Origin of the sequence: Synechococcus sp. EJ6-Ellesmere (assembly GCF_024345875.1) — a bacterium.
GTDB lineage: Bacteria > Cyanobacteriota > Cyanobacteriia > PCC-6307 > Cyanobiaceae > Regnicoccus_A > Regnicoccus_A antarcticus.
Window position 1 is genome coordinate 1 of record NZ_JAGQBY010000053.1, and the last position, 17217, is coordinate 17217.

At 67.0% G+C, this 17217-nt stretch carries 22 protein-coding genes, 1 tRNA gene and 1 riboswitch; of the genes, 11 read left to right on the plus strand and 12 right to left on the minus strand.

Going from position 1 to position 17217, the window contains the following annotated elements:
• A partial coding sequence (locus tag KBY78_RS07485; RefSeq protein WP_399215508.1) for a class I tRNA ligase family protein occupies nucleotides 1–1150 on the minus strand: 1150 nt, incomplete at its 3' end.
• A 42-nt stretch (nucleotides 1151–1192) separates the two neighbouring features.
• Nucleotides 1193–1915, minus strand: coding sequence for a Ycf66 family protein (locus KBY78_RS07490; RefSeq protein ID WP_255143069.1), 723 nt, complete (start codon nucleotides 1913–1915; stop codon nucleotides 1193–1195).
• A gap of 54 nt (nucleotides 1916–1969) precedes the next feature.
• On the opposite strand from KBY78_RS07490, the gene KBY78_RS07495 reads away from it, so the two are divergent.
• Nucleotides 1970–2051, plus strand: a tRNA-Leu gene (locus KBY78_RS07495).
• Nucleotides 2052–2059: 8 nt separating this feature from the next.
• Here the strand turns inward: KBY78_RS07495 and KBY78_RS07500 are convergent.
• The 3 genes from KBY78_RS07500 to KBY78_RS07510 all read right to left on the minus strand — a co-directional run bounded on the left by KBY78_RS07500 (nucleotide 2060) and on the right by KBY78_RS07510 (nucleotide 4076).
• On the minus strand, nucleotides 2060–2668 hold the full coding sequence (locus KBY78_RS07500) for a HupE/UreJ family protein (RefSeq protein ID WP_255143070.1): 609 nt from the start codon (nucleotides 2666–2668) through the stop codon (nucleotides 2060–2062).
• Nucleotides 2669–2692: 24 nt separating this feature from the next.
• A riboswitch (cobalamin riboswitch) is annotated at nucleotides 2693–2867 on the minus strand.
• A gap of 291 nt (nucleotides 2868–3158) precedes the next feature.
• Nucleotides 3159–3812, minus strand: coding sequence for a ParB-like protein (locus KBY78_RS07505; RefSeq protein WP_255143071.1), 654 nt, complete (start codon nucleotides 3810–3812; stop codon nucleotides 3159–3161).
• A gap of 12 nt (nucleotides 3813–3824) precedes the next feature.
• Entirely contained in the window at nucleotides 3825–4076 is a 252-nt protein-coding gene (locus tag KBY78_RS07510) for a Nif11-like leader peptide family natural product precursor (protein WP_037981258.1), read from the minus strand.
• 222 nt (nucleotides 4077–4298) lie between these two features.
• On the opposite strand from KBY78_RS07510, the gene pstS reads away from it, so the two are divergent.
• From pstS to KBY78_RS07530, 4 genes are all read left to right on the plus strand, one after another.
• Nucleotides 4299–5279, plus strand: a complete 981-nt coding sequence (gene pstS / locus KBY78_RS07515) for a phosphate ABC transporter substrate-binding protein PstS (RefSeq protein WP_006172353.1) — start codon at nucleotides 4299–4301, stop codon at nucleotides 5277–5279.
• Nucleotides 5280–5402: 123 nt separating this feature from the next.
• Nucleotides 5403–6038, plus strand: a complete 636-nt coding sequence (locus KBY78_RS07520) for a Crp/Fnr family transcriptional regulator (protein ID WP_006172352.1) — start codon at nucleotides 5403–5405, stop codon at nucleotides 6036–6038.
• A gap of 70 nt (nucleotides 6039–6108) precedes the next feature.
• The gene (locus KBY78_RS07525; RefSeq protein ID WP_006172351.1) at nucleotides 6109–6813 is read left to right on the plus strand and encodes a response regulator transcription factor; all 705 of its coding nucleotides are present in this window, start codon (nucleotides 6109–6111) and stop codon (nucleotides 6811–6813) included.
• A 9-nt stretch (nucleotides 6814–6822) separates the two neighbouring features.
• A complete protein-coding gene (locus tag KBY78_RS07530) occupies nucleotides 6823–7977 on the plus strand; it encodes a cell wall metabolism sensor histidine kinase WalK (protein WP_255143072.1) in 1155 nt (384 codons plus the stop codon).
• A gap of 6 nt (nucleotides 7978–7983) precedes the next feature.
• Here KBY78_RS07530 and KBY78_RS07535 read toward each other — a convergent pair whose 3' ends face one another.
• The 3 genes from KBY78_RS07535 to KBY78_RS07545 form a co-directional block, all read right to left on the minus strand.
• Nucleotides 7984–8304: a helix-turn-helix transcriptional regulator gene (locus KBY78_RS07535; RefSeq protein ID WP_255143073.1), complete on the minus strand. Its 321-nt coding sequence runs from the start codon at nucleotides 8302–8304 to the stop codon at nucleotides 7984–7986.
• 170 nt (nucleotides 8305–8474) lie between these two features.
• Nucleotides 8475–8720 carry a thioredoxin family protein gene (locus KBY78_RS07540; RefSeq protein WP_006172348.1) on the minus strand — a complete coding sequence of 82 codons (246 nt, stop codon included), beginning with the start codon at nucleotides 8718–8720 and terminating at the stop codon, nucleotides 8475–8477.
• Between the two features lie 18 nt (nucleotides 8721–8738).
• Nucleotides 8739–9800 carry a permease gene (locus KBY78_RS07545; protein WP_255143074.1) on the minus strand — a complete coding sequence of 354 codons (1062 nt, stop codon included), beginning with the start codon at nucleotides 9798–9800 and terminating at the stop codon, nucleotides 8739–8741.
• Between the two features lie 131 nt (nucleotides 9801–9931).
• On the opposite strand from KBY78_RS07545, the gene KBY78_RS07550 reads away from it, so the two are divergent.
• Genes KBY78_RS07550 through crtR form a run of 3 tightly spaced genes read left to right on the plus strand, consistent with a single transcriptional unit; the run spans nucleotide 9932 to nucleotide 13302 of the window.
• Nucleotides 9932–10951, plus strand: coding sequence for an ArsJ-associated glyceraldehyde-3-phosphate dehydrogenase (locus KBY78_RS07550; RefSeq protein WP_255143082.1), 1020 nt, complete (start codon nucleotides 9932–9934; stop codon nucleotides 10949–10951).
• Nucleotides 10948–12201 carry an organoarsenical effux MFS transporter ArsJ gene (gene arsJ / locus KBY78_RS07555; protein WP_255143075.1) on the plus strand — a complete coding sequence of 418 codons (1254 nt, stop codon included), beginning with the start codon at nucleotides 10948–10950 and terminating at the stop codon, nucleotides 12199–12201. Before KBY78_RS07550 ends, arsJ begins: the two co-directional genes overlap by 4 nt.
• A 60-nt stretch (nucleotides 12202–12261) precedes the next feature.
• Entirely contained in the window at nucleotides 12262–13302 is a 1041-nt protein-coding gene (gene crtR, locus KBY78_RS07560) for a beta-carotene hydroxylase (RefSeq protein ID WP_037981003.1), read from the plus strand.
• A 19-nt stretch (nucleotides 13303–13321) separates the two neighbouring features.
• Here crtR and gatC read toward each other — a convergent pair whose 3' ends face one another.
• Together gatC and KBY78_RS07570 are read right to left on the minus strand one after the other, a co-directional pair.
• Entirely contained in the window at nucleotides 13322–13615 is a 294-nt protein-coding gene (gene gatC / locus KBY78_RS07565; RefSeq protein ID WP_255143076.1) for an Asp-tRNA(Asn)/Glu-tRNA(Gln) amidotransferase subunit GatC, read from the minus strand.
• 58 nt (nucleotides 13616–13673) lie between these two features.
• Complete coding sequence (locus KBY78_RS07570; RefSeq protein ID WP_255143077.1) at nucleotides 13674–14492, minus strand: creatininase family protein; 819 nt, start codon at nucleotides 14490–14492, stop codon at nucleotides 13674–13676.
• Nucleotides 14493–14603: 111 nt separating this feature from the next.
• Here KBY78_RS07570 and KBY78_RS07575 point away from each other — a divergent pair, with 111 nt between their 5' ends.
• Nucleotides 14604–14903: a DUF6679 family protein gene (locus KBY78_RS07575; protein WP_255143078.1), complete on the plus strand. Its 300-nt coding sequence runs from the start codon at nucleotides 14604–14606 to the stop codon at nucleotides 14901–14903.
• A 27-nt stretch (nucleotides 14904–14930) separates the two neighbouring features.
• Here the strand turns inward: KBY78_RS07575 and KBY78_RS07580 are convergent, their stop codons facing one another.
• The gene (locus tag KBY78_RS07580; RefSeq protein WP_006172340.1) at nucleotides 14931–15074 is read right to left on the minus strand and encodes a hypothetical protein; all 144 of its coding nucleotides are present in this window, start codon (nucleotides 15072–15074) and stop codon (nucleotides 14931–14933) included.
• Nucleotides 15075–15117: 43 nt separating this feature from the next.
• Here KBY78_RS07580 and KBY78_RS07585 point away from each other — a divergent pair, with 43 nt between their 5' ends.
• Together KBY78_RS07585 and KBY78_RS07590 are read left to right on the plus strand one after the other, a co-directional pair.
• On the plus strand, nucleotides 15118–15840 hold the full coding sequence (locus KBY78_RS07585; RefSeq protein WP_399215515.1) for a DNA-3-methyladenine glycosylase: 723 nt from the start codon (nucleotides 15118–15120) through the stop codon (nucleotides 15838–15840).
• The gene (locus tag KBY78_RS07590; protein WP_255143079.1) at nucleotides 15837–16880 is read left to right on the plus strand and encodes an aspartate carbamoyltransferase catalytic subunit; all 1044 of its coding nucleotides are present in this window, start codon (nucleotides 15837–15839) and stop codon (nucleotides 16878–16880) included. Before KBY78_RS07585 ends, KBY78_RS07590 begins: the two co-directional genes overlap by 4 nt.
• Here KBY78_RS07590 and KBY78_RS07595 read toward each other — a convergent pair.
• Nucleotides 16867–17217 (minus strand): DUF565 domain-containing protein (locus tag KBY78_RS07595; protein WP_255143080.1); only part of this gene is annotated, 351 nt, incomplete at its 5' end. The genes KBY78_RS07590 and KBY78_RS07595 overlap by 14 nt on opposite strands.

The window sequence follows — 17217 nt, forward strand, 5'->3', positions numbered from 1 at the left end:
CATCGACCGGGCAGAGCACCGGCAGTCCGGCCTTGCGACCCGTGTTGAAGTAGTCGACACAGTGGCCCGGGGCTGTGTACACCAGGCCGGTGCCCGCTTCGGTGGTGATGCTGTCGCCGCCGATCACCACCGGGCTGGTGCGATCGAAGAGGGGGTGGCGGTACTCGACCCCTTCCAGCTCCGAGCCCCTGAGGCTGAGCAGGGGCTCGAGCTCCAGCTGCAGGCTGCTGCGCAGACTCTCAACGAGGGAAGCGGCCACGATCAGGTGGCGGCTGGTGCGATAGCCGTTGGCCCCGTGATCGCCCACGCGGCAGAGGGCGTACTCCAGCGAGGCATTCACCGACACCGCCAGGTTGGCGGGCAGGGTCCAGGGGGTGGTGGTCCAGATCGCCACTGCCAGATCGCCCGGATCCGGTGTGGTAGCTGTCTCGGCATGGGTGAGGCCGAGGGCGGTGAGCCTGGCGCCCAGGCTGCCGGGCAGGGCCACCACCGGGAAGGCCACGTAGACGCTGGGGGAGGTGTGGCCGTCGGGGTATTCCAGTTCCGCCTCGGCCAGGGCGGTGCGGGAGCTGGGGCTCCAGTGCACCGGTTTGAGTCCCCGGTAGATGTGGCCGGCGAGCACCATCCGGCCGAACACACCGATCTGGGCGGCCTCATAGGCCTTGTTCAGGGTCAGGTAGGGCTGCTCCCAGTCGGCCCAGATGCCCCAGCGCCTGAAGCCCGCCTTCTGAGCCTCCACCTGCTCGAGGGCGTAGGCGTGGGCGCGGCGGCGCAGGTCGATCGGGGTCAGCGCCGAGCGTTCCGCGCTGGACAGGCTCTGCAGCACCTTGAGCTCGATCGGCAGCCCGTGGCAGTCCCACCCCGGCACAAAGCGGGCCCGCCGGCCGCGCAGCAGGGCGTACTTGTTGAGGATGTCCTTGAGGATCTTGTTGAGGGCATGGCCCACATGCAGGGGGCCATTGGCGTAGGGGGGGCCGTCGTGGAGGGTGAACACCTCACCTGGATTTCCGCGGCTGAGCCGCTGGTAGAGGTCCAGCTCAGCCCAGAACTTCTGCAGCTCCGGTTCACGGGTTTTCGCGTTCGCCCGCATCGAGAAGGGCGTCTGCAGCAGGTTGAGGGTGTCCTTGTAGGAAACCGGGCTGGCTGTCACGGCGCCTGTAGGGCAGCAAGGGCGAATTATCGACCCCAGCCCTCAGGGGCTCCTAGGTGGCTCCTCCTCCTCCTGCCCCGTGGGGGTGGGATCAGGTTCACTCTCCCCATGGGGCTCTTCCCCGCCGCTGGCCTCCCCGTCTGCCCCCCCGGCCTGGTCCCCGTCGAGGGCCGCTGCGCCGGCCTGCTCGAGCAGCTGCTCGATCTCGGCAAAAGACTCCACCGTGGTCACGTCGTGATCGCTGGCTTCGCTGATCGCCTCCACCAGCTGGGCGGACTCCCCTGGGGCCCCAGGCGCCTCTGGTGTGCCGGCTTCTTCTTCAGGCTCCGGGCGAACCCAGCGTTTGGTGGTTGCTTGTGCCTTGGTGCTGGCGTCGCGCCTCTCCTGCAGCCAGGCGAGCAGGCCCCCGAGTGTTGATCCCCCCAGGCTGATCAGCCCCATCAGGGCGGCGGCCAGCTGCTGCAGGCTGGTGCGCCAGCGCTCCACGCCCGTGAGGCGCACCTGCTCGTCGCGGCTGAGCTGGCGCCAGCGGCCCAGGCCCACCTCCGTGCTCAACCGGCCGATCAGCAGACCGCCGCAGAGCACGGCCAGCATCGGTGCCCCGCTGAGGCGCTCGGCGCTGGTGACCAGGACCAGCCCCAGGACCAGCACCAGCGCGCCCCAGACCGAATCCCGGGGACGGCTGAGCTCAGGCACCAGCAGGGGCAGCAGCAGCACCAGCAGACCGGCAAGGAGTGCCAGGGATCCACCGAGGGTGGCGAGCATGGCGGCAGAGGCGGCGATGGGGCCATTCTGAGCCGCTCGATACAGTCAGCTCACGCCCACCTGGCGGAATTGGTAGACGCGCTGGTTTTAGGTACCAGTGGCTTCGGTCGTGGGGGTTCAAGTCCCCCGGTGGGCATCGCTCAATCAGCGCAGCAGCAGGGCGAGTGGTGCAAAGGCCACAAGGCCACCGGCGAGGGCCACGGCCAGCGCCAGCCGGTTGGTGACGGTGCGAGGGAGACGGCGCAGTACCAACAGGGTGGTGCCGCTCACCAGCAGTGAGCCCACGAAGGCCCCCAGCCACCAGGAGAGGGAGGTGTGATCGCTGGGAGCTTCAAGCCCGTGAAGCATGGCGTGCACCGCCACGGCGGCGGCCACCAGACCTCCCCAGAGGCTGAGCCGCGGGCTGGAGCCCTTGCCCTCGGCCCAGAGGATCGAGCCGGCCACGGCGGTGATGGCCAGCGCCGCGAGCAGTTCCCCGAAGGGCAGGCTGCCGCCCATCGCTCCAAACACTCCACCGGCGACGGCGCCTGCCAGGGCCCAGATCAGCAGGGTCGAGGAGATGGCGGCGGAGGCGGCGCCAACGCCGATCAACAGCAGCAGGTGGTCGAGGCCTGCGAGGGGATGAAGGAAGCCTGAGCCGATGCCCCCATGGGCGAAGCCATGGGCCTGGGCCGGCTGGGCGGCCAGGGCGAAGGACACAGCGGCCAGGCCGGTGTAGAGGACCAGGGTGCTGCTGCTGGGGAATCTGCTCATCGAGGGGGAACGGTCCGCGCCGGGGGGTTGGTGAACTGGGACGGCGAGCGTTCTGACTGAGGGGCGCCTCCACAGTGGAGCCCCATCACAGCTGCGGGACAGTGCCGGATTCGATGGGGCCCGCAAGGCCCCATCACACCGAACTTTCCTCCTTGCCTCCAGGGTGTGAACCGCTGGAACCGTCCGCGACATTCTGGACCTTTCTGGCGGGCCTGGCCGTCCATGGCCAGAAAGGGGTTGACCGTGTTCGCAAGCACTGTCCATGGCCATGCAGCGCACAGTCGCCAACGCGGCTGCTGCCTAGCTTTCGCGCCATGGACACGTCTTCAATGTCTGCTGCAGGCGCCGAGGTTGAGCCGATCCGGCTTCTTCCCCTCGGGGTCTGCATCGATGAGCCCTGGGCGTCGGGGCAACGCAAGCGCTACCTGGCCAGCCTCGACCCTGCTTTCGGCGCCGATCAGGGCCATGCTCAGAGTGGCGCACCAGACGCTCAGCCTCTCCAGCCGGCCAGGCGTGAGGCCGCAGCGGAGCGGGCCAGAGCCCGGGCTGCCGGCAGGGCCGGCTCCAGGCAGAGGGAGCTGAAGGGCGGCAGGCAGCGGCTGCGCAGCCAGGCCCCCCAGCGGAATTCGTGAAAGGGGATCAGCGGAGCCGGCGAGATCACCTTCTCCTGTTTCAGCTTCCAGACCAGGCTGCGGTAGGGGTCGTCGTCAAGGCTCAGCAGGCTCTGGGGCAGCCGCTCGGGAGGCCAGGGGCCCTGGCCGCGGCCGTCGTGCAGGTAGAGCCAGCCGCGTTGGGCCAACGCCTCCAGCGCCGCGCTGGGGTCATGGCTGGCCAGCTGCAGGATCACGTAGCCGAAGGCGGTGGTGTCGGGCTCGAGCTCCAGCAGGCCACGCAGGCGGTGGTGTCGGTCCACCATCCACAGGGCCCCACTGGCGTCGCGCACCAGGGGGACCGGCTTGCGCCGCAGGTAGCGCCGCCGTTCCTTGGGCGATTCTCGGGCGAAATCCGCCTGGCGGTGGCGGATCTCGGCTAGCCCGATGCAGAGCTGGCAGGGCCGCAGTTCGGCCACCGCCACCTCAATCAGGCTGTCTGGCTCCTCGGGAGGAGGGGGAAGGGGTTGGTAAGGAGGCAGGTGCAGCGCCATGGCAGCCGTGGCTCAGCGCAGCTGATCGCGCTTGAGGTGGACCCGGATCAGCTTTTCATCCATCAGCCCCGCCCGGGCCCGTGGAGCTTCGTTGCAGCGGCTGAACAGGTCAAGCAAGGCAGCGGCAGAGAAGCTGTGGCCCCTCTCCCTGGCCAGTTCGGCCACTTGCTCGGCTGATTCGACCAGGTTCAGCGCTTCGCGCAGCTCCTCGTCGGAGTCGATTCGGGCAAGGAAGTCAAAGACATCGTCGCTGTCCTGGCTCATGACCTGCAAAGGATTGGGCAGATCCACTCTCCACCCCGGCTGGCAGGCATCTGCCAGAGGGCGGGGCCGCATGAGGATGACGGATGTGAATGATCGGAAAAGGATCAGAAAGCAAGGTGATTCTGAGAGTCAATCCAGATCTTGAAGCAAGCTTAACCAGGCCATAAGACGCGCGGGGTTGTCGTGTTGCTAACTAGGACTCGCTCCCCATTGGCGTTTGTGATGACCTTCGTGAAGAAGGCCTTTGTCTTCAGTGTTCTGACCGCATTTGGTGCTGGTGCCGCGGCCACGGCTCAAAACACCCTCAACGGAGCAGGAGCCACTTTCCCCGCTCCCTTCTATCAACGCGCCTTTTCTGATCTCGCCAGCTCCGGCGGTCCTCAGGTCAACTATCAATCGGTGGGCTCAGGTGCCGGTGTGCGCCAGTTCATTGCCGGCACCGTGGACTTCGGGGCCACCGATGAGCCGATCAGCGCTGCCGATGCCGCCAAGGTGAAGCGCGGTGTGGTTCAACTACCCACGGTGGGTGGCACGATCGCCATCGCCTACAACAAGCGAGGTTGTTCCCTCAAACTCACCCAGAAGCAGGCCAGTGAGATCTTCCTGGGCGTGATCACCGATTGGAAGCAACTCAAGTGCGCACCAGGCAAGATCACCGTGGTGCATCGCTCCGATGGGTCCGGCACCACCTTCGCCTTCACCAACTCCCTCTCCGCGTTCTCCCCGGCCTGGAAGAGCAAGGTGGGCGAGGGCAAATCGGTCAAGTGGCCCGTGGGCGTGGGCGGCAAGGGCAATGAGGGCGTTGCCGGTGTTGTTCAGAACACCCCTGGATCGATCGGCTACCTCAACCAGGCCTACGTCAAGGGTCCGATCAAGGCGGCAGCCCTGCAGAACAAGGCGGGCAAGTTCGTGATGCCCAACCTGAAGAGTGGAGCGGCGGCCCTGAACAACATCCGCCTCAACGCCAGCCTCGCCGGCGAAGATCCCAACCCAGCCGGTGCCGACAGCTACCCCATCTCCACTCTCACCTGGGTGCTGGCGTACAAGAGCGGCAATGGTGCCAAGGCCCCGCGCATTCGCCAGGCGATTTCCTTCCTGCTGAGCCCCAAGGCCCAGGGCAAAGCCGATGACCTCGGTTATGTCCCTCTGCGCGGCAGTGTGCTCAATTCGGCCAAGAAAGCCGTGGGCAACATCGGCTCCTGAGTTCACGGCCCCTCGGGGCCAAGGGGGCGATGCCTTAGTCAAGGGTTAACCGCCCCCTTATCCAACCTTTGCTGGCTTGTCGGTCATTGTCCATACACTCCGCTGTGTCACCGGAGATAGGCCATGGTTTCGACTCCCTTTCGCGATGCCGGCCGCAGCGATGCGATCCGGGATGTCCTCGAAACGAGTTACCGGCAGCGCCAGCTCCTGCACATCGGCGCCGGCAGTGCCGTCCCGCTGCTCAAGAACACCATCTGGCTGGTGGTGCGCGGCATGGTGAAACTCGAAGCCGTCACCATTCACGGCGATCCGCTGCTGCTCGGTCTGGCCGGACCCAACGAGCCCTTCGGTGAACCGCTCACCAATGTGCAGGCGTATGAGGCTTTCACCCTCACCGATTCCGATCTGCTCTGCCTCTCCTGTGCGGAGATCGAGCAGGCGCCCCATCTGGCCATGGCGGTGATGCAGGCCGTGATCAGCCGCCATCGCCAGACGGAAACCCTGCTTTCCCTGCTGGGGTTGCGCCGGGTGGAAGAGCGGGTGCGTGGCTTCCTGGAACTGCTGGCCCAGGACTACGGCCAGCCCTGCGAGGATGGCTTGCGTCTCAATCTGCGTCTCACCCACCAGGAGCTGGCCAGCGCCCTCTCCACCACCCGGGTCACGGTCACGCGGCTGATCGGCCTGCTGCGTGATGAGGGCTGGCTCAAGATCGATGCCCAGCGTCACCTGGTGATCAGCCACCTGCCCCGGCGCCGCTGACGTCAGTTGTTTTCCCCTTGGCCCGGATGACCTAATTTTGATCAGTCAGCCCGAGGGCCCGGATACTCCCATGCCCCGTCTGCTCATCGTCGATGACGACGACGGCATCCGCACCACCCTGGAAGAGGCGCTGGGACAGGAAGGTTTCGAGGTGGCCTGCGCCGCCGATGGCCGTCAGGCCATCCAGCAGATCGATGCGTCCCAGCGCCAGGGTTCAGCCAGCTTCGACCTGGTGTTGCTGGATCTGATGCTCCCGGGGGTCGGGGGCCTGGATGTCTGCCGCCATCTGCGCCGCAGTGATCCCCACACCCCGATCCTGATGGTGAGCGCCCGGGACACGGAAACGGACCGGGTGCTGGGACTGGAGCTCGGCGCCGACGACTATCTGGTGAAGCCGTTCGGGCTGCGCGAACTGGTGGCCCGTTGCCGCGCCCTGTTGCGCCGCAGTCAGCAGACGATCGAGCGCTTCCCCGTCGGCCAGATCATTCATCATGGAGACCTGAGTCTCTACCCCGACGAGTTCCGCGTCACCCGGGAGGGCGAGAGGGTGAATCTCTCCCCGAAGGAATACCGGCTGGTGGAGTTCTTCATGCAGAACCCTGGCCGTGTCTGGAGCCGCAACCAGCTGATCGATCAGGTCTGGGGCACCGACTACGTGGTCGACACCAAGACCGTTGATGTCCACATCCGCTGGCTGCGCGAGAAGCTTGAGGTCAATCCTTCCGCGCCCGAGCACATCCTCACGGTGCGGGGCTTCGGCTACCGCTTCGGTTGAGCCCTGGCCATGACGCTGTTGCTGGCCCTTGGCCTGGGTGTGTGGCTTGGCTGGGCCATCGCCCTTGGTCGAGACAGGCGGCGAGGCCTGGCGGCGGTCGACGAATCCAAGACCCGGCCGGCGCTGGGTGGACTGGGGCGGCTGCAGTTGCTGGCCTGGCTGGAGGGTGCACCCCAGGGCTGGCTGGTGCTCGATGGGCAGCAGCGAATTCAGGCGATCAACCCCCGGGCGGAGCGCCTGCTTCAACTCCCTGCCGATCGGCTGGTGCGGGGGGAGCCCCTGCGCGCCGTGATTCAGCAGACGGAACTCGAGGAGGCGATCCTGCTGGTGGGCCGCCGGGGCAGGCCCCAGCGACTGGAGTGGTGGCAGGGCAATGAACCGCTCGAGGCCGTGCTGCTGGCGGGGGGCGAGGGCTGGGTGGCGCTCTGGATCAACAGCCGGCGATCGCTGGAATCCCAGCTTGATCAGCAGAGCCGCTGGGTGAGTGATGTGGCCCACGAGCTCAAGACTCCCCTCACGGCGCTGATGCTGGTGGGGGAGCGGCTGGCGCTGGAGGCGGGCCGGGAGGCCGGCGGCACGGGCGGCAGCAGTGGTGTGCTGGTGGAGCGCCTGCAACGGGAACTGAAACGGCTGCAGGAGTTGGTGGGAGATCTGCTGGAACTCTCCTGCCTGGAGAACAGCCTCCCCTTCGATGAGCGCCGCTATGAGGTGCTCGACCTCTGGGAGCTGGCCGATGAAGCCTGGAGCAGTCTCAGGCCCCTTGCCGAGAGCCGTGGCGTGAAGCTGGTGAGCGGCCAGCGCCAGGCCAGCCTGCTCTGGGCCGATGCCTCACGGCTGCACCGCGCCCTGCTCAACCTGTTCGAGAATGCCTTGCGCTACAGCCCCGATGGCGGGGTGGTGGAGCTGAGTGTGGGCAGCAGCGGTCTCTGGTGGGAGCTGGAAGTGCGCGACCACGGCCCTGGCCTCAGCCCGGAGGATCTGATCCACCTGTTCGAGCGCTTCTACCGGGGTGATCCGTCGCGGGTGCGCAGCCAGCAGTCCGGCAGTGGCCTGGGCCTGGCGATCGTGCAGCAGATCGCCCTCACCCATGGGGGCCGGGTGCAGGCCCGCAACCATCCCGACGGCGGAGCCGCCATCGAGCTGGTGCTGCCGAAGGGGGTCTGAGCTTCCTCAGGAGCAGGGTTTTGCGGGAGCGCCGCAGTGGGCACCCAGATCGGTGAGCCAGGCCTGCAGGGCGCTCAGGGTTTCGGGTCGCAGGCGGTAGTAGATCCAGCGGCCCTCCTGGCGATCGGCGAGCAGCCCCGCCTGCTTGAGCACCTTGAGATGGAAGGAGAGCTTCGATTGGGCGAGGCCCAGGTCGGTGACCAGATCACAGACGCAGCGCTCGCCACCACCGAGCGCCTCGATCACCCGCAGGCGCACAGGATCGCCGAGGGCTTTGAGCAGGGCCCTGGCCTGGTCGGCGTGGATGGGCGCACTGGCAACAGCCATCGGATCGATCCTGGCCAACACAACATGTTTAGTTGATTCATGGGTGGCTGGGGTTGTCCGATCCCCCTGGCGTCAGGCCGGCCTTGCGCTCAAACCACCAGCCCATCGTTAGACCCTCGGTGGCCTTTGGCCTCTGGTCTCATCGATCGTGCTGATTCAGCAGAGGCAGGTCATGGCGCCGATGCTGAACTGAGCAGGGATCGGACCTCATCGGCAGCGGGCACCCGTCCCGCCACGACGACCCGTTCGTCGATCACCAACGCCGGTGTGCGCATCACCCCATAGCCGGCAATGGCCACAGGATCGTGAATCGTTTCGATGCTCGGCTGGAGGCCCAGCTCAGCAGCTCCCTTGCGGGCGTGATCTTCCAGGGTGATGCATTTCCTGCAGCCACTGCCGAGAATCTTGATGTCCATGGTGGGAAGGGAAAAGGATCAGGACAGGAGGGCATTGAAGAAGTAGCCGATCAGCACGATGCCGAGACCGGTGACTGAGAAGAAGACGGCCAGCAAGGGTGGCTTGAGCACCCGGCGCAGCAGGATCAGCTCCGGCACCGACAGGGCCACCACACTCATCATGAAGGCGAGAACGGTGCCCATCGGCAGTCCCTTCTCGTGGAGCGCCTGCACCATCGGCATCACACCCGCCGCATTCGAATAGAGCGGTATCCCGAGCCCCACGGCCACCAGAACGCCGAAGGGATTGCTCGGACCGGCATAGCTGGCGAAGAAGTTGGTGGGCACCCAGCCGTGAATCAACGCCCCCACCCCGATGCCGACCAGCAGATAGAGCCAGATCTGACGCAGGATGGAGAGCACTTCTTCGGCGCCCATCTGCAGCCGCTGCTCAAAGGACAGACCTTGCGAGAAATCCACGGCCTGGCCATGCAGCTTGGTCTCGTAGACAAAGGATTCGACCCAGCGCTCGACCCGCAGACGGCCAAGCAGCCATCCCGCCAGGATCGCGATCAGCAGGCCGGAGCTGATGTAGATCAGCGTGATCCTCCAACCGAACAGACTCAACAACAGGCCGATCGCCACCTCATTCACCATCGGGCTGGCGATCAGGAAACTCATCGTGACCCCCAGCGGGATGCCCGCAGCCAGGAAGCCGATGAAGGCCGGCACCGCACTGCAGGAGCAGAACGGAGTCACCACCCCGAGCAGACCGGCCAGAACGTTGCCGATCCCCTCGCGGCGCCCGGCCAGCAGGGCCCGGGTGCGTTCCACGCTCAGATAAGTGCGCAGCACGGTGACCAGGAAGATGATGCCGCTGAGCAGCAGGGCGATCTTGATCGAGTCGTAGAAGAAAAAGCGCAGCGTCTCGCTCAGCCGCTGCTCCGGCACCAGGCCCAGCCAGCCGAACAGCACGATTTCCCAGAGGGATTCGTTGATCCGGTAGAGCACAAGCCAGGCGGCGACCAGGCCGGCTAGCAGGGCGACATGGCCGCGTCGGCTGGAGCGCAGCCACTGGATCGCCGGAGTGAGGCCGCTCACGCGCTGGGGGAGGCGGACCTGCTTGCCTGCAGAAGATCTCTGGCACCAGCGCTTGGATCGGCCATGTGATCGGCGACACATCTTGAATCAAGTTTAGTTGATCTATGGTCGGCGCACCGCGTGCCTTCCGGATGAAGATCGGCATCAATGGCTTCGGCCGCATCGGTCGCCTGGTGTTCCGCGCTCTCTGGGGTCGCCCCGGGATCGCACTGGTGCATGTCAACGACCCGGCGGGTGATGCCGCAGCTGCTGCTCACCTGCTCGAGTTCGACTCGGTTCATGGCCGCTGGCCCGAGGCCGTGCAAACGGGCGGATCGGGCTTACTGCTTGGCCTTCAGCCCGTGGGCTACAGCCAGCACGCCGATCCCACCGCCGTGCCCTGGGCCGCCGCCGGCGTCGACCTGGTGCTCGAATGCAGCGGCAGGTTCAAAACACCCGAAACTCTCGAGCCCTACTTCAGCGATCTGGGCCTGCAGCGGGTGATCGTGGCCTGCCCGGTGAAGGGGGTGGTCGCCGGCGAGGAGGCGCTGAACGTGGTGTTCGGCATCAATCACCAGCGCTACGACCCCAGCCGCCACCGGCTGCTCACCGCCGCCTCCTGCACCACCAACTGCCTGGCACCGGTGGTGCAGGTGGTGCACGAGGCCTTCGGCATCCGCCACGGCTCGATCACCACCCTCCACGATGTGACCAACACCCAGGTGGTGGTGGATGGCTTCAAAAGCGATCTGCGCCGGGCCCGCTCCTGCCTGCAGTCGCTGATCCCTACGACCACCGGATCGGCGCGGGCGATCGGCCTGATCTTCCCCGAACTGCAGGGCAAGCTCAACGGCCATGCCGTGCGGGTGCCGCTGCTGCATGGATCGCTCACCGATGCGGTGTTCGAGCTCAACCAGGAGGTGAGCGCCGAGCAGGTGAACGCTGCCTTCGCGGTTGCCGCCGATGGGCCGTTGCAGGGAATCCTCGGCTACGAAACCCGGCCGCTGGTGTCGATCGACTACGTCAACGACTCCCGCAGCGCCATCGTCGATGGGCTCTCCACCCTGGTGACCGGCGGCACCCAGCTGAAGGTGTACGCCTGGTATGACAACGAATGGGGCTACAGCTGCCGGATGGCGGATCTGGCCTGCCATGTGGCGGCTATCCCATGAAGCAGCTCACGGCGCTGCAGCAGTACGCGGTCGTGACCGCCTCCTACTGGGCCTTCACCCTGACCGATGGCGCCCTGCGCATGCTGGTGGTGTTCCATTTCCACCAGCTCGGCTACTCCACCCTGGAGATCGCCGTCCTGTTTCTGTTCTACGAAGCCTTCGGCATCGTCACCAACCTCTATGGCGGCTGGCTCGGGGCCCGCTTCGGCCTGCGGCTCACGCTCTGGGCCGGTCTGGGGCTGCAGATCGTGGCCCTGCTGATGCTGGTGCCGGTGTCAGACAGCTGGCCAAGGCTGTTCTCGCTGCTCTACGTGATGGCGGCCCAGGCGATCAGCGGCATCGCCAAGGACCTCAACAAGATGAGCGCCAAGAGCGCCATCAAGACGGTGGTGCCCGAAACTCCGGGAGACCCCGGCGAGGGGGAACAGCTCCTGTTCCGCTGGGTGGCCCTGCTGACCGGCTCCAAGAACGCCCTCAAGGGGGTGGGCTTTTTTCTCGGCGGCGTGCTGCTCACCACCCTGGGCTTCGCCACCGCGGTGGCGGCGATGGCCGCTGGGCTGTTCCTGGCCTTGCTCGGCACCCTGGTGCTGCCCGGCGAGATCGGCAAGATGAAGCAGAAGCCGGCCTTCTCGACCCTGTTCGCCAAGAGCGCTGGCATCAACATCCTCTCGCTGGCCCGCTTCTTCCTGTTCGGCGCCCGCGACGTGTGGTTCGTGGTGGCCCTGCCGGTGTTCCTCGAGGCCGCCCTGGGCTGGAAGTTCTGGGAGGTGGGGGGATTCATGGGCCTGTGGGTGATCGGCTACGGGATCGTTCAGGCCTCGGCACCCGACCTGCGGCGCGCCTGGGGCAGCGGCGGCCCGCCTGGCCCCTCGGCGGTGCAGTTCTGGAGTGCCCTGCTCTCGGCCATTCCGGCGTTGATCGCGGTGGCGCTCTGGCGCGAAGTGGCCAGCCCGGGGGTGGCGATCGTGGTGGGGTTGGCGGCCTTCGGCGCGGTGTTTGCGATGAACTCTTCGATCCACAGCTACATGGTGCTGGCCTACACCGATGCCGACTCGGTGAGCCTCAACGTGGGCTTCTATTACATGGCCAACGCCGGCGGGCGCCTGCTCGGAACGCTCCTCTCAGGTGGGGTGTTCCTGGTGGGGGGGATGCAGGCCTGCCTGTGGTGCTCGGCCCTGCTGGCGGGTTTGTCTTGGTTGAGCAGCCTGAAGCTGCCGGCCCCAGCCCATGAACGGCGGGTGGTGGCCTAGCCGCCGCCAGGCTGGTGCCCGTAAGGTGGGAGCCCGTTTGTCGAGGGGTGGTCTGCGGCGATGACCCAAGTGTTGGCCCTGTCGCCCGAACCTGCCCTCGATGCTTTGCCCTCAGGCACCACGCTCCGGTCGGTGCCGAAGGAATTCCTCGATCCGCCATCGGCCTGGAACCCCACCGTGGCGCTGTTCCTCGGGGGCTACGGCCTGGCGGCGCTGACGATCTGGGGCTGGTTCGTGCCCCAGTGGCCGTTACAGCTGCTGTTGCCTCTCGGATTCCTGGCCCTGCACCTGGAGGGCACGGTGATTCACGACGCCTGTCACAACGCGGCCCACCCCAGCCGCTTCTGGAACGCGGTGATGGGCCATGGGGCTGCGCTGCTGCTGGGCTTCAGCTTCCCGGTGTTCACCAGGGTCCATCTGCAGCATCACGCCCATGTCAATGATCCGAAGCGCGATCCCGACCACATCGTCTCGACGTTCGGGCCGCTCTGGCTGATCGCACCGCGGTTCTTCTATCACGAAGTCTTTTTCTTCCGCCACCGACTCTGGCGCAAGTGGGAGTTGCTGGAATGGGGCCTGGCTCGCGCCATCTTCATTTCGATTGTTCTGGCCGCCTTCAAATTCGGCTTTGAGTCGTTCATCTTCAACTGCTGGTTCGCCCCGGCTCTGATGGTGGGTGTCACGCTGGGGCTGTTCTTCGATTACCTCCCCCACCGCCCCTTCAAGTCGCGCAACCGCTGGCACAACGCCAGGGTCTACCCCAGCCGGCTGATGAATTGGTTGATCATGGGTCAGAACTACCACCTGATCCATCACCTCTGGCCGTCCATTCCCTGGTTTGAGTATCAGCCGGCCTACCGGGCGACCAAGCCACTGCTCGATGCCAAGGGATCTCCCCAGCGGCTCGGGTTGTTCGAAACTCCCCACGACGGCATCAATTTCCTCTACGACATCTTCCTGGGCATCCGCAGCCATAAGCGCCGACGCAGCCGCCTGCGTCCAATCGCCGCGCTGATGCCCACGGCTCGCTCTCGCCGCCACCTGATCTCGCTGCTGCACCGCACTGCCGTCTCACCGGTGCCGCGCTCTTCCGCCGGCTGAGGGGATCAGCCCCAGCGGCTCAGCTGGCCAGGATCTGGGGAACCCGGAAGAAGTCGCCCTCACGCTGGGGGGCGAGTTCCAGCAACTCTTCACGCACGGGTGTCGCCACCACATCGTCGTTGCGGGTCACATTGACCACCTCCACAGCCCTGGTAGTGGGAGGAACCCCCTCGGTGTCCACCTGCTCCAGGTGCGCCACGTACTCGAGGATCCGCTCCAGCTGGCCGGTATAGGTGGCGATCTTGGCCTCGGGCAGTTCCAGGCGAGCCAGCTTGGCCACCTTGCGCACGTCGTCGGAGGAAATCTTGCCCATCGTGGCGGTGCTGCTTGTCTGGGCTGAACCTAGCTGGAGCAGCCCGGGCGCTTCCGGCTCACTCGCTCAGAAAGGTCTGCAGATCCTGGCTGAGGGCCTCGGCGGCCAGCTCGAGGAAGCGCTGGCCGTCGTCGGCGCTGGCGAGGAAGGGGTCGGAGCCCATGCGTCCGTCGGGGTGGCGCCGGCGGAAATCCTCGGGCCCGTGGATCGGCCCGGCGGGCGCCGGCTCCGGCAGGGGCCGTTGCTTGGCCACCAGGCTCGGCTCCAGGTGCATGGTGAGGGCGATTTCGCTGGGAGTGGCGTGGTGCCCCTCCCGCTTGCCGTAGCGCTCACGCGCCTCCCGCATCACCGGCCCGGCCATGAACCAGTTGGCCAGTTGGCAGCGCAGCCCGGGAGCCCCCGCCAGCCCCCGGCTGGCGGCAGTGGCATAGGCCTCGGCAAAGGCTGCCCGGGTGGTGGCGATGTTGCCGCCATGGCCGTTGATCACGAAGATCCGCTCGAAGCCATGGCGGGCCAGGGAGAGCACCACGTCATGGATCACGGCCAGGAGCGTTGAGGGCTGGAGACTGATCGTGCCCGCGAAGCCCAGGTGGTGTTCGGCCATGCCGAAGGCCTGGACGGGCGTGACCAGCACACCGGTGCGGCGCCCCACCTCCAGGGCCACCGCTTCGGCGGTGAGGGCATCGGTGCCGATGGCGCCGGTGGGGCCATGCTGCTCGGTGGAACCCAGGGGCACGATCACCCCCTTGCAGCCCTGGAGATACTCCTCCACCTCGGGCCAGCTGCGCAGCTGCAGCCGGATCGCCTCGACGCTGGCGGCAGGGCCTGGGAGCGGGCTGCCGGCCGGCGCGGCGGTCTGGGGCGAGGAGATCGTCACCGGGGACAGCTCGGCGGCGGGGGCCGAAACGAGGGAACCCCTGAAGTATCCCTAGGATTGACGGCATCCGGGCCCCGATCCGCACTCGGCCCGCTGGAGCCGGAACTCAGGATGCTGCACCGCAAGCTGGATCAGTTCTGCAGCGAGAAGCGACCGGTCTGGGTGTTCCTGCGCGATCAGCAGCGCTGGATCGAGCAGGCTCTGGTGGTGGAGATCGCTGGCGATCTGGTCACTCTACGCTACGACGAGGAGGACGATGAAGAACTGCACACCTGGGAAGAGAGCGTTCGCCTTGATTCGATCGGAGCGGTGAGCACGCGCCTGGCCTTGTTCAGCCGCACGGCCAGGGCTGAGGATCTTGGCACCGCCGAAGACTGTCCCGAATCGGAGCAGCTGCGCCGCCAGGGCTGAGCCCGGCGGCGGTCAGGCGCCTGGAGTTCAGTGGGCGGTGCCGTTGCCGTCGTAGTCGTCGCTGTCGTAGTAACCGCCCCGGGTGCCGAAGTAGAGGGTCGCCAGGCAGAACAGACCGCTGCCGGCCAGCAGCACGGTGCCGAGATTGAAGCTGGAGAGAGCGTTGGACACGAAACAGACGCGACAGACGGGCAGGGGCCAACCCCATGAAAGGGTGACAAGCCCCAGTCTGGCCGCTTCCGCAGCCGCTGCCGTCGTTGGCGCTGGGGGTCTCGATCTCCTGACGCCCGCCTTCTTCGCGCGGGGCGCCCATCTGGTGGGTCCGGACCTGGTGGGCTGCCAGCTGCTGCGCCGCTTCGAGGATGGGCGCTGCCTCCGGGGCCTGGTGGTGGAAACCGAGGCCTACTGCCAGAGCGAGCCCGCCTGCCATGGCCACCGGCGCCGCTCTCCCTCCAACGAAACGCTGTTCGGCCCGCCGGGGCGCTTCTACGTTTACGTCAGTCATGGCATCCATCACTGCGTGAATGTGGTCACCGACCGTGAGGGCTGGGCCAACGGTGTTCTGCTGAGGGCCGTGGCCCTGGCGGGTGAGTCCGAACGCACCGCCGCTGGCCCCGCCCTGCTGGCCCGCCGCTTCGGCCTGGATCGCCGCCACGACGGCCAGCCGGTGGATTCCGCTGGCGGAGTGTGGCTGGCGCCGCGGCCCCCGGCCCTGCTGGCCTGGTGGCAGCAGCAGGAGCTGCAGGGTCAGGACCCGCTGGTCACCACCACCCGCATCGGCATCACCCGGGGGGTGGAGCTGTCCTGGCGCTGGTACCTGAAGGCCAGCCGCAGTGTCAGCCGCCGGGCGAGGGGAGATCGCACCCCGGCGCGATCCCTGGCCCTGGAGCCAGCAGCCCTGCTGCCAGCGGCCCCCCAGACGGGAGCAGCGCCGTGAGCGGCTGGTCCCACCGGCACCTGATTGATCTGGCGGCCTTCAGCCTCGAGGATTTCGCCACCGTGCTTGAGCTGGCTCAGCGCTTCCGGGTGATGCCCGTGAGCGGCTCCCGCAAGCTGCCCGCCCTGCAGGGCCGGCAGGTCACGAGCCTGTTCTTTGAGCCCAGCACCCGCACCCGCAGCAGCTTCGAGCTGGCGGCCCGTCGCCTCTCGGCCGATGTCCAGAGCTTCTCTCCCTCCTCCAGCTCCCTGAGCAAGGGGGAGAGCCTGCTCGACACCGCCCTCACCTACGTGGCCATGGGCGCCGATGTGCTGGTGGTGCGTCATCGCTGCGCCGGAGTGCCGGCGGCGCTGGCCCGTGACCTCGACCGGGAGCAAAGGGGCGGTGGCCGACCGGTGGCGGTGCTGAACGGGGGTGATGGACTGCACAGCCACCCGAGCCAGGGGCTGCTCGATCTGTTCACCCTCGCCCGTCACTTCGCGCCGGAGCAACCGACACCGGCGGCGCTCAACGGCCGAACGATCGTGATCGTGGGCGATGTGCTCCATTCGCGGGTGGCGCGCTCCAACCTCTGGGCGCTCACCGCCTGCGGCGCCCATGTGGTGCTCTGCGCCCCGCCCACGCTGCTGCCCGAGGCCTTCGCCGAGTTCGTGGCGGCCCCGCCCCCAGGCCAGGCCATGGATCCCGTGGCAAGCCGCGGCTCGATCCGGATCGAGCGCCAGCTGGAGCGGGCCCTGCCGGGTGCCGATGCCGTGATGACCCTGCGGCTGCAGCGGGAGCGGATGCACCAGCACCTGCTCACCAGCCTGGAGAGTTACCATCGCCGCTTCGGCCTCAGCCAGGCCCGGCTGCAGCTCTGCGGCCCCTCAGTGCCGGTGTTGCATCCGGGCCCGGTGAACCGGGGCGTGGAGATGAGCGGCGATCTGCTGGATGACACTAAGCGCTGCCTGGTGGCTGAGCAGGTGCGAAACGGCATCCCGATGCGCATGGCCCTGCTCTATCTGCTGGCCGCCCGCGGCGACGAGCTCAGAGAAGCTTGAAGCCCTCCTGCAGCAGCCCGTAGAGAAGGCCGATGCGTCCCGCGTCCACCAGCTGAAGGCTGAGTCGATCCTGGGGGCGCTGCATCAGCCAGCGGCGGCAGCGGATCGAGAGCTCGATCGGCACCATGCAGACCAGGGCCGCGAGGGGATCGAGGTAGGAGAGGGCTCCGGTGAGCATCCTCACCGCTCCTCCGAAGAAGAAGGCCCCAAATCCGGTGATCAGCACCAGCGAGAGCCGTCGCCAGGGATTCTCCTCCCAGTGGCGCAGGCGCTCCCCCGACAGAGCCACCTGACGATGCAACCGGGTCTGCTGCAGGCGGATCACCGAGGAGTCAAG